The sequence below is a fragment of the Enterococcus sp. MMGLQ5-1 genome (assembly GCF_013155265.1).
Classification (GTDB): domain Bacteria; phylum Bacillota; class Bacilli; order Lactobacillales; family Streptococcaceae; genus MMGLQ5-1.
Map to the genome: position 1 here is coordinate 195,607 of NZ_JABJXU010000002.1, position 11,370 is coordinate 206,976.

Annotated in this window: 12 protein-coding genes; 4 read left to right on the top strand and 8 right to left on the bottom strand. The window is 36.9% G+C overall.

Features of this window, described 5'->3' with window-relative positions:
- Positions 1 to 2: 2 nt before the first annotated feature.
- Both HOY35_RS03885 and HOY35_RS03890 read left to right on the top strand, forming a co-directional pair.
- Positions 3 to 1,067: a TFIIB-type zinc ribbon-containing protein gene (locus HOY35_RS03885; RefSeq protein WP_172210656.1), complete on the top strand. Its 1,065-nt coding sequence runs from the start codon at positions 3 to 5 to the stop codon at positions 1,065 to 1,067.
- Complete coding sequence (locus tag HOY35_RS03890) at positions 1,064 to 1,855, top strand: YgcG family protein (protein WP_172210655.1); 792 nt, start codon at positions 1,064 to 1,066, stop codon at positions 1,853 to 1,855. The genes HOY35_RS03885 and HOY35_RS03890 overlap by 4 nt, the downstream gene beginning before the upstream one ends.
- Before the next feature lie 249 nt (positions 1,856 to 2,104).
- Here the strand turns inward: HOY35_RS03890 and HOY35_RS03895 are convergent, their stop codons facing one another.
- Positions 2,105 to 2,692, bottom strand: a complete 588-nt coding sequence (locus HOY35_RS03895) for a DJ-1/PfpI family protein (protein ID WP_172210654.1) — start codon at positions 2,690 to 2,692, stop codon at positions 2,105 to 2,107.
- 814 nt (positions 2,693 to 3,506) lie between these two features.
- On the opposite strand from HOY35_RS03895, the gene HOY35_RS03900 reads away from it, so the two are divergent.
- Entirely contained in the window at positions 3,507 to 3,797 is a 291-nt protein-coding gene (locus HOY35_RS03900) for a WXG100 family type VII secretion target (protein WP_172210653.1), read from the top strand.
- A 5-nt stretch (positions 3,798 to 3,802) separates the two neighbouring features.
- Positions 3,803 to 4,069, top strand: coding sequence for a YiaA/YiaB family inner membrane protein (locus tag HOY35_RS03905; protein ID WP_172210652.1), 267 nt, complete (start codon positions 3,803 to 3,805; stop codon positions 4,067 to 4,069).
- Between the two features lie 949 nt (positions 4,070 to 5,018).
- Here the strand turns inward: HOY35_RS03905 and purB are convergent.
- The 7 genes from purB to HOY35_RS03940 form a co-directional block, all read right to left on the bottom strand.
- Positions 5,019 to 6,323 (bottom strand): adenylosuccinate lyase, encoded by a 1,305-nt coding sequence (gene purB / locus HOY35_RS03910; RefSeq protein ID WP_172210651.1) that lies wholly within the window; start codon positions 6,321 to 6,323, stop codon positions 5,019 to 5,021.
- A gap of 103 nt (positions 6,324 to 6,426) precedes the next feature.
- The gene (gene purK, locus HOY35_RS03915; protein WP_172210650.1) at positions 6,427 to 7,554 is read right to left on the bottom strand and encodes a 5-(carboxyamino)imidazole ribonucleotide synthase; all 1,128 of its coding nucleotides are present in this window, start codon (positions 7,552 to 7,554) and stop codon (positions 6,427 to 6,429) included.
- Positions 7,538 to 8,017: a 5-(carboxyamino)imidazole ribonucleotide mutase gene (purE, locus tag HOY35_RS03920; RefSeq protein WP_172210649.1), complete on the bottom strand. Its 480-nt coding sequence runs from the start codon at positions 8,015 to 8,017 to the stop codon at positions 7,538 to 7,540. Before purE ends, purK begins: the two co-directional genes overlap by 17 nt.
- Positions 8,018 to 8,160: 143 nt before the next feature.
- On the bottom strand, positions 8,161 to 8,883 hold the full coding sequence (pyrF, locus tag HOY35_RS03925; protein ID WP_172210648.1) for an orotidine-5'-phosphate decarboxylase: 723 nt from the start codon (positions 8,881 to 8,883) through the stop codon (positions 8,161 to 8,163).
- 184 nt (positions 8,884 to 9,067) lie between these two features.
- Positions 9,068 to 10,405, bottom strand: a complete 1,338-nt coding sequence (gene celB / locus HOY35_RS03930) for a PTS cellobiose transporter subunit IIC (protein WP_172211013.1) — start codon at positions 10,403 to 10,405, stop codon at positions 9,068 to 9,070.
- Positions 10,406 to 10,478: 73 nt separating this feature from the next.
- Complete coding sequence (locus HOY35_RS03935; protein WP_172210647.1) at positions 10,479 to 10,997, bottom strand: hypothetical protein; 519 nt, start codon at positions 10,995 to 10,997, stop codon at positions 10,479 to 10,481.
- A gap of 38 nt (positions 10,998 to 11,035) precedes the next feature.
- The gene (locus HOY35_RS03940) at positions 11,036 to 11,350 is read right to left on the bottom strand and encodes a PTS cellobiose transporter subunit IIA (protein ID WP_172210646.1); all 315 of its coding nucleotides are present in this window, start codon (positions 11,348 to 11,350) and stop codon (positions 11,036 to 11,038) included.
- Positions 11,351 to 11,370: the final 20 nt, after the last annotated feature.

The following is an 11,370-nucleotide window of genomic DNA, read 5'->3' on the forward strand; positions in this document are numbered from 1 at the left end:
AGATGACTGATGCCAAAACACATCGGTGCCCCAATTGTGGCGGTTTTTTAACCTTCAGCCCAAACGATCAAAAATTTCACTGTCCATATTGCTTGAGTATTTTCACTGAGGCTGAAATCACTAGCTTTGCAAAAGCAAATCCTGAAATCGTTGAAGACGCTGATGTAGCGGATACTGTTAAAATAGATTCGACCCAACAGGTTGACTTATATCGCTGCAGCAGCTGTGGCGCTGAAATATATACCGATGCTACAACCGCGGCAACCTTTTGCTACTACTGCCACAATCCAGTTGTTTTAGTTGATCGTCTTTCAGGTGAATTTGCGCCAGAAAAGCTAATTCCATTTCAAATGGATCAAAAGGAGGCTAGAGCAGCCTTCACAAATTGGATTAAGCGTAAGCATTACGTTGATAAGAACTTTTACAATCAAGAACAAATTGAAAAGCTAAGCGGCGTTTATTTTCCCTTTTGGTATGTACAATCTGAAGGAGATAGTGACTTTTCAGCAAATGCTAGACAAATCAGAATTTGGCGGGTCGGCGATGTTGAATATACGGAAACTAAAGAATACGCAGTTCATCGAAAAAATTATTTAAAATTTTATCACTTGCTTAAATCAGGTTTGACTAAAAATATGCAGCAAAAAATGTTTGAAAATGTTGAGCCCTTTGATTTTAAGGCACTGGTTGATTTTAAAACGCCATATCTGGCTGGCTTTCAGGCTGAAAAAAGAGATATTGAATACAACACCATCTCTGAAAAGGTTAAAGCTGAGCTAGCGGGCTATGGTCAGGATTTGATTCAAGCTCAAGTCAATGCTGATTATCAAAGTATATCCAACGGACAGCTTGACTTTAATGATCAAATCAGTCCAAGCTACCTTTTGCTACCATTATGGGTTTTAACTTATCATCATAATAAAAAAGTTTTCTATTTTGCTATCAATGGTCAAACGGGGAAAATTTCTGGCATTCTTCCTGTTAACTACTTCAAGTTAGTCTGCCATACATTGCTATTATTTTCCTTAATCTTAGCGATTGGTTTGATTGTGGGGTATTTAATATGAAAAAAATATTTTTTTTAATCGGACTGCTACTCTCCTTGACCTTCGCTGCAAAGGCTTCTGCAGCCGAGGTTGGCATACAGGATGATGCCAGCTTAATCGATGACTCCGTTGAAGCTGAGCTACTTGAAAAAATGACTACTGAAGCCGAGCTATTACATTCAGGCATTTATATTTTAACAACTTATGATGCCACCGATGATAACCAAACATACTCGGATAATTACTTAGCAAGCAAGGTTGGTTATAATAATAATGGTATTGTTTTGGTAATCAATATGAATATTCGGAATATGCACATTTCTACAAGTGGTTTAATGATTGATTTTTGGACTCAAAGCCGTTTAAATACTACACTAGATGAAATTCAAGAAGACCTAAAGGCGAGTCAGTATGATGCCGCAGTCACATTATTTACTGAGAGGGTTTCCAAATACCGCAAGGAAGGAATTCCCGGTAAAAGCTATCACATTTCAGCAAATGGTAAATTGGTCATTCAAAAAGCGATTAGCTTAACAGAAGCCACTATCGCCGCCCTAATTGGCCTAATTGCCAGTGGTGCATTTTTTATAACTACACGCTTGAAATACCAGCTTAAGCTTGGTAACTATCATTATGATTATCAAGAGAATAGCCATATTAAGCTAATTGAAAATAACGATCAGCTCATCCGCTCGTTTGTGACCACTCGTGTTATTCCAAAGCCACCTTCAAACAATGGTGGCGGCTTTGGCGGTGGGACACATAGCACTGGCGGTGGTAGCTTTGGCGGTGGCGGTCGAAGCTTCTAAAATTAAAAGGAGGTGGGACAAAAGACGTTTAACGACGTAGAAAATATGCTAAATTGCCTCGTGAAAAATCGTAAAACAAGCTAATTTCGCGTTTATTTACTCGGGCGTACTTCGCCCGAGCGGGAAAGCTAGTGGCAATGTGCCTTAGCAGATTTTCTGCTTAGTCGTTGTCGCATTGTCCCCCGCAAATTACGAACAATACAATAGGGGTTAGGACTTTTGTCTCAACCCCTTTTTTAGATTATTAGCTTATTTTACTGCAAAAAAATCCTGCTCAGCATCTTCATTCCATATATATTCAATTGAATTGGCAATCTCTTTGGCTATATTGTAACCGTACTGCTCTGCAATAAAGCCTAAGGTCATATCAATCCCAGCCGAAACACCAGAGGAGGTATAAATCGGACTGTCAACCACCCATCGTGCCCTACGACGCCACAATACCGTTGAATTCAGGGCTGAAACCCATTTAAAAGCCTGTTTATTGGTTGTGGCCGCTTTATTGTCCAGCCAATTTGTTTTAGCTAATAGAGCAGCACCTGTACAAACACTAAGCACGAATTCACTTAATTCAATTTGTTTATCGAGCATAGCTAGAAATGCTGAATCATCTACCAATTGCCTTGTCCCTTGCCCACCAGGTACTAATAAAATATCAAAGGGCGAATTATCCAGCTTGGTCGTCTTTACCTCATAGCCTTGATAGGCCTTAATCAAGCCACCTGTTATTGAACTAAGCTCAACATCAATATCTTTAATATATGCAAGCACTTCGACAGGACCAAAGACATCTAAAGTCTCAAAATCATTAAATAACAATACTTTACATTTCTTCATTACAACAGCCCCCATCAAAATTCAATAAATAATCGTCAATTTTCAGCAAAAAGAGATGTATAGTTTTAAATAGGTTAATTATTAAATAGCATCTTTTAAACCTATTAGGCTAGGTCTTATAGCTATTTAGAATGTTACTATATTTCTAGTAAAAACACAAAAGCTGAGAACTTATCTATTGCCTATTGAATAATTGATTAAGCCTTAAAAAAATATTTTATATTTTTTTAAAAATTTTCTTACTCTTTTTTATATCAAGATAGAGCTGCTCAATAATTTGCTCATATTAGCACAATATAAGACAATTAAGCGTTGAAAACAACAGCTCTATGCCTAATAATAAGGGCACTAGCGCGTATTATATGATTTAGTTAAAATGACAACGGACATAAATCGAAAAGAAGCGATCGCCCAACAAACAATAATGAAATAAAGGATATACTGGAAAATAAAAAATGCTTAGCACTCCTAATTTTACACCAGCAGTAAAAAGCGATGATCAAGCCTTGATAAAGTTATTAGTCTACGCAAGTCTTTAAGAACCATCACCGTCGTTCTACTATCATTTAAACAATCGGGTTTCTTTGTTCTGTTATATCTAACAACCTTCTGTTACTAGAGTATAGCAATAAAATACTTCAGCTACCCCTTTAATTATTACTTTCACTGGGTTTATCGAAGTGATTACCAGTGTCTCATGCATTCCCAAAAATACCGGGTGATATCATGATAATTACGCTGTTTTAGTATAAATAAGTTTAAAATAATAAATTAATATGTTATTATATATTTATCAACTTATTAGGAGGCATTTATGTCACAAATTAGCGTTACACCAGAAGAGCTGAAACAACAAGCGCAGGTTTATATTAGCTCTAAGGAACAAATCGAACAGGCTATTCAAACTGTTAACAGCATGAATTCAACAATTGCAGAAGAATGGAAAGGTCAAGCTTTTCAAGCCTATCTTGAGCAGTATAATGAGCTTTATAAAGATGTTCAGAAATTCGAAGAGCTACTTGAAAATATTAACCAACAGCTCAACAAATATGCGGATACTGTAGCGGAACGTGATGCACAAGATGCACAAAGCTTTGGGTTTTAATCAATATGAATAATATTAAGAAAAAGGCCTATCGAAATACACCAGCATTTGTCATGATGGCTTGGGGTGCATTTTTATTTTTTTGTATTCTTATTTTAATTGGTTTATATACCTTGAAAGAACCCCTGATGGTTAAAGGCTATTATTTGATGGGCTCTGTTGGGCTTATCTCCTCTTCCTTTACTTTGTCTAAAGTTATTCGAGATAATCAAGAAGATGAAGAACGCTATAATCAAATGTTCAGAGCTCAAGATATCGATAATAAAGAATAAAAAAATCATAATTCAAAATAATATAAGGGGTTGGGACAATGGTTCCAATCCTTTTTGCATGTTCGGAATTTACGGGAGACAATGCGACAGCTTCAATACCATAGGAAAATAGACGAATTTCCAAACATTATCTAAAAAGTTGAAATTACCGTTTAGCGTTAATTGGCTAAATCAACTAGCAAAGTAACGATGCAAGTACGTCTTGCTTGTCCGCATTTCTCTGAGAGAAATTGATTTAATATCTTGTTGTTGTAGAAATATACCTGAATAAATATACGTGAAATTAGCTTGTTTGGCAGTCTTCCTCACTCAGTACTGCTCAAATAGATACGTCATTCGGTCAGACAGAAAGCATCTGATTGATTAAACGCAGGACTTGTCTATTTATGCAGTCTTAATCAGGGGGAGTAAGCACCTTGGTTTATGATTTTTTGACGAGTCAACAACTTGCCCCTTTTTCTACGTTGTTAAACAGCATTTGTCCCATCATTTTTCACTACCTCCTGCCCTAAAATATTGCGCTTCATAATTAGCTGGTATGTCAATAAGTCGATATAATGATCAACAGCAACCTTAAACATTAATAATCCCATAAATCTATTAATTGATTTAATAAATAACATTTTTAATAATTTATAATAAGATTATCACAGCATCCTTTTAAGATAAGGGAAATATAATAAAAGCTACTATTATCTTTGATATTTTTAATTTCTTTTGTTACTAGCTAAAAAACGATTGATTTTGATTAAAACAAAAAAAGCCGAGCTTTACGCAAGCAATTAAAATTTCGTAGGATAATAAAGTGAAACTGAATAATAAAAAAAGTGAGTAGCCAAGATTGCTACTCACTAAACTCATATTATTTTGATGGTCGAAAGTTTCTAAATATTTAGTGTCGCCGCTTTAAAATTATCAGCATAATAATGCTTAGCACATTTCCAGCTCTTTATTTACCTTCGCTCAAGCCAACACGCTCAAAGATTTCATCTACCCGTTTCAAATGATAGGTTGGATCAAATGCTGCGTCTAAATCAGCTTCAGATAACTGATTGGTTACACGTTCATCTGCTTCAAGTAATGGTCTGAAATCAACCTGATTGTCCCAGCTTTCTGCTGTTTTTGGTTGAACAAGATCATAAGCAGCTTCTCTAGTCATGCCCTTTTCAATTAAGCTTAGCATAACATGCTGAGAATAAATCAAGCCAAAGGTTGCATTCATATTTCGCTTCATGTTTTCTGGAAAAACTGTTAAATTTTTAACAATATTTGAAAAACGATTAAGCATATAATCTAATAAAATGGTTGTATCAGGTAAGATAATCCGTTCAGCAGAAGAATGCGAGATATCACGCTCATGCCAAAGTGCAACATCCTCAAAGGCTGTAACAACATGACCTCGAATCACTCTTGCCAAGCCAGTCATGTTTTCTGAGCCAATTGGATTACGCTTGTGAGGCATTGCTGATGAGCCCTTTTGACCCTTGGCGAAGAATTCTTCAACTTCGCGTTGCTCGGATTTTTGTAGGCCACGAATTTCGGTCGCCATTCTTTCAATTGAAGTAGCAATCAAAGCCATTGACGAGACATATTCAGCATGTAAATCTCTTGGTAAAACCTGCGTTGATATTTCTTGAGCACGGATGCCGAGCTTGTCGCAAACATAAGCCTCAACAAAGGGAGGGATATTAGCAAAAGTACCTACTGCACCAGAAATTTTACCAGCCTCAACTCCTTTTGCTGCATGCTCAAAGCGTTCAATATTGCGCTTCATTTCAGAATACCAATGGGCTAATTTTAAACCAAAGGTGGTAGGCTCTGCGTGCACACCATGGGTTCTTCCCATCATAATTGTATATTTATGTGCCTTTGCCTTTTCACCAATAATCTCTGTGAATTTCACCAAATCTTCACGTAAAATATCATTCGCTTGCTTGAGGAGATAGCCATAGGCAGTGTCGACTACGTCTGTTGAGGTTAAACCAAAGTGAACCCATTTTCTTTCTTCACCTAACGTTTCAGAAACAGCACGTGTAAAGGCCACGACATCATGACGAGTTTCCTTTTCAATCTCTAAAATGCGAGCAACATCAAAGTCAGCATTTTCACGAATTTTTACCACATCTGACTTTGGAATTTCTCCAAGCTCTGCCCACGCTTCATCTGCCAAGATTTCAACCTCTAGCCAGGCACGATACTTATTTTCTTCTGTCCAGATATTTCCCATTTCTGGGCGAGTATAACGATCGATCACTTTAAAATTCCTCCATTTTATAATTAATAAAATAATTGATATTAATATTATTAATAACATTATATAAGTAGCATTTAATTATTTATCACTAAGTTCTTATACCTTATTCCCAAATTTTTGTCTGATAAACTTCTTCTAGCGTATCCGAAATATTTTTAGTTAAAATGGTGAGATGCCCCATTTTTCTACCCTTTTTAGCCTCAGACTTACCATAGTAATGAAAGCTCCAATTCGGCTTGTCATCAATTAAATCAATCGTTTGATAATATTCATCACCTAGAATATTGACCATCAGGGCTGGTGATAATAAATGAACATCACCTAGCTCTAAGCCGCAAATCCCCTTAATATGCGTGTCAAATTGACTTTGCGAACAAGCCTCAATTGAATAATGACCAGAATTATGAGGTCTTGGGGCAATTTCATTTACATAAATTGCACCCTCTTGAGTGAGGAACATTTCAACACAAAGTGTACCAGCAAGATTAAGGCCTTCGGCAATTTGTCTAGCGATTCGTTTAGCTTCTGCTGCGACCTCGTCATCAACCCTTGCTGGCACAATTGTTTCAAATAAAATATTATTTCGATGAATATTTTCTGAAACTGGAAAGACAGTATAATCACCATTGCCATTGCCGGAAATAATGATTGAAATTTCTTTTTCAAAGGCAATCATTGCTTCAAGCACACAGGTGCTTGAACGGAGAAGCTCCAAGGCAGGCGCAATATCTGATTGAGAATAAATCACGTGCTGACCCTTACCATCATAGCCACCTCGTGTTGTTTTTAGAACTGCAGGAAGGCCTAAGCTAGCAACTGAACTCGCAACATCGCTTGGATGAATAATGGTTGCATAAGGTGCAATGACAATGCCTTGTGATTCAAGGAATTCCTTTTCTAATAGTCGATCCTGAGAAATCGCTAATAAATCAACACCCTGTGGCACTGGTACCAATTCAATAATATGATTAATTGCATCAACATCTACATTCTCAAACTCATAAGTCACAACATCGGAATTGGCAGCAAGCTCCCTTAATTTTTCCTTATCATCATAGGCACCGATAATTTGAAAATCAGCTACCTGTGAGGTTGGACAGTCAATAACTGGATCTAAAACGCCAACACGATACCCTTTGTAGCGTGCACTAATTGCCATCATTCTACCTAATTGACCACCACCTACTATGCCAATGGTGCTGCCCGGTTTTAATTTAAACAAGTTTCTCACTACTTTCTATCACTTCTTTTGCCATTTTCTTTCTTCTCTTAGTCAAGCTTGCTTCAATTGCTGTATTTTCGATTGACAAAATTTGTGCAGCAAGTAAGCCCGCATTAATTGCACCCGCTTTGCCAATCGCTGTCGTAGCGACTGGAATACCACCAGGCATCTGCACAATCGATAGCAAGGAATCCATTCCCTTTAATGCCTTTGATTCAATTGGCACACCAATTACTGGCAATGTTGTTTGCGCAGCAATCATTCCCGGTAAATGCGCCGCACCACCTGCACCAGCAATGATTACCTTAATCCCATTGTCACGCGCATTTTTGGCAAAATCAAACATCAAATCCGGTGTTCGGTGTGCAGATACGACCTGCTTTTCGTAGGCGATTTCCAACTCATCGAGCACCTCACAGGCGTGCTTCATTGTTGACCAATCACTAATACTTCCCATTACAATGCTTATCATGTAAGAGCTCCTTTAAAATCCATTATTCATGGTTAAAGCCTTTTACCAGCTTAAAACCACTAACAGTAATATTTTAGCAGAAAATCAAGCGGTGCGTACTTGATAACGAATATTTTTAGTTATTGTATGTACAAAGTTCGGCTTTAATCATTTATTGATTGCAATTCTGCCTGAATTTCTAAATAGCTTTGATAGGGATTTTCCGCTTGGGTAATTGGACGACCTACCACAATATAATCTGAACCAATCCTCCTAGCCTGTGAAGGCGTTACGACTCTCTTTTGATCTCCAATCGCTGCCGATTGAGGTCGAATACCCGGTGTTAAGCAAAAAAAGCCGGATGGCGTGACTGATTTAATCGCTGCCACTTCTAACGCAGAACAAACAACACCATCAAGGCCCGCTTCAGCTGTTCTGGTAGCATAGTGCTTCACGCTTTCAATTAACGGCACTTCGATTAATTGGTCGCGACGCATTGCCACTTCACTAGTTGAGGTTAATTGGGTAACTGCTATTAGCTTAGGAATCGCTTGACCAGCTATTGTACCAGCCTTTAAACCAGCCTTTGCCGCCTGCATCATTTCAACACCTCCAGCAGCATGAACATTAGTAATCGAAACACCGAGCTTGGCAATTCCCTTCATTGCTTGACCAACGGTATTTGGGATATCGTGTAATTTTAAGTCCAAAAAGACGTCGTGACCTAAGCCTTTTAGCCAAGTCACAATCGCAGGACCCGTTTGATAAAAAAGCTCCATCCCAATTTTAACAAACAATGCCTCGTTTTTCGGAAAGCCTGCTAAAAACTGAGCAGCCTCATCTTGAGTTGCAAAATCTAAAGCGATAATTGGACGTTTTTCTGTCATTATTCTTAACTCCTTAATTTCTTATAAGTTTTATTTGCTGCGCAATCCATTTAATTTCATTTTTATTATAACAAAAAATGCTACGAGAATAATGACTATTATGACTAAATTAATGATTAAGCTCAGTGCAAAAAGGATAGGCTATATGTATAGGCTATCCTCATTATGAAAAAATAAATTTTAATTATTCTGCAGCTAAATTGGCTTGTTCTTCTTTTACCAATTTAGTATCATACATTTTTATAAACGGGAAATAAATAACGAAAGCTAAAATCCCCATTAGGACAGCTAGAATAATTGCTCGCCAGTCACCTGCGGTTCCAATAAATGCACCTAGACCAATTGGCGAAGGCCAGGGCACTTGCGCAATAATTGGATTAACTAAGCCAACCTTAATTGCAAAATAGGCAACAGAGGCACAGCTAATTGGTGCTAAGAAAAACGGCACAGCTAAATACGGATTATAAACAATTGGTAGCCCAAAAATAAGTGGCTCATTAATATTAAATAACCCCGGAACGATCGATGCTTTACCGAGAACCTTTAATTGTTCACTTTTTGCTAATATCAGAATAAAAATACATAAGCCTAAAGTTGCACCGCTACCACCCATGATGACAAACGAATTATTAAACTCACCTGCAAAGGGAATTCGAGCCCCATTAGAAATATTTTGCTCCATATTGGTTAAGATAATTGGTGTAATAAAGGCACCAATGATATTCGCGCCATGAATCCCAACCACCCACAGTGCATGAATCAAGAATTCAATCACAACGATTCCTAGCCAAGTATTGGTCATATTTGTAACAAAGCCAAAGGGGATAGCAACCATTTTAAAGACATCAGTTCCAAGTGCTACCAAGATACCATTGATGATTAAAACAGAGAAGGTAATGACAAAGGCTGGAACTAAGGCAGTAAAGGCTCGTGAAACACCTGGTGGAACTGCCTCTGGCATTTTGATAACTAGGTTTTTCTTAACACACAATACATAGAGATTTACAGCAATTGCACCCATGATAATCGCTGTGAAAATACCAGAGGTGCCCAAACGATCTAAGCTTGAGCCACCAACACGCCAGCCTCCAATTACTGATTCAGAATCAGTAATGCTTTGTACTAATACAAATTTTCCCTTCTCAAAAACTAATTCTGGAATACACATAAAGAATGCGGCGACTGACAGTAAAGCGCCATTCAACGGATTAACATTTACGCCTTCCTCTTCAAAAGTCTTAGTGTATTCATAACCAATTACAATTGAAAAGTAAAGCGATAAAATACCCATTGTGCACTTATTTGCAATCATATAAAGATCGCTGAAATTAAAAAAAGTATTATTAAAAAAATCCTCTAAACCTGTGAAGGTTAATGGTAAAATATTAAAAACCAAGAACATTGAACCGACAATTGTAAACGGAATACTTGCGACACCGGCACCCATAATTGCTCGTACAAATTTGAAGGATGAAATCTTCCCCATGGGTCCCATCAAATATTTTTCCAAAACACCAAAAATTTTATCCATTTATTGCCTCCTTATAATTTTAAATTTTAAAGACTACTTACCAGAAAGTTAATTAATAAAAATTTTATGATTTGATTGCCTTTTGATATGCAATAATGCGTTGATATTGACGATCTTCTAAATTCTCTATTTTTTTTAGCCTATAAAGTACGCCAGCTGAAATGAGGGCAAGGATAACCGTAAAAAAGGCAACAGCTATTTTTATTTGAATGCTAGCCTTGAGAAAGGTAAAAAAAACTGAATAAAATGGGGTAAAAATGCTAGCTAGCACCAGAATGCAGCCAACAAGCTGAATGCGATAAAAATACTTTGTTTTGCTTGCCGTATTTTTAGGTGTACTAAATAATTTCATCTGCTCCCACATAACAATAAAACCGAGAATTAATAAAATTGCCGGTATCACAATACCAGCTGAACCACTTAATCCAAGTAATATACAGCCATATAAATTAATAAAAATAAATAATGCGCTAGTATAACGAATTAATAAAAAACGATTAAAATACATACTTCGTAAGCTCATTTTTTGGCGATCATTTTCATATTTTCTTTGATTAATTGATTTAGTTCCTGTACCTTTCATCATCATTTCCTTTCTTGCAAACTGACGCTATTAACTAATCAAGTATTCGTTCTTTGATAAAGGATTTTCATCCGTAATGCAATTTCCTTCAATGTCATTGTTGTCATAAGATGATCCTGTGCGTGTACCATAATTATTTCCATAACTATTTCTTGGCCAGAAGCATAATCCTGTAGTAATTTTGTTTGCCCCTGATGTGCAAGTAATAATTCATCATTTGCGGCCTCTAATTTTGTGTCAGCTTCATCGAATTCGCCGCACTCCATATTTGCAAATGCTTCATGAATTAATGTTCTTGCATTGCCACTATGAAGGATTAATTCAAAAGCAACAACCTGTATATTTTCATTCATAAATGTCAATTGTTCCTTTC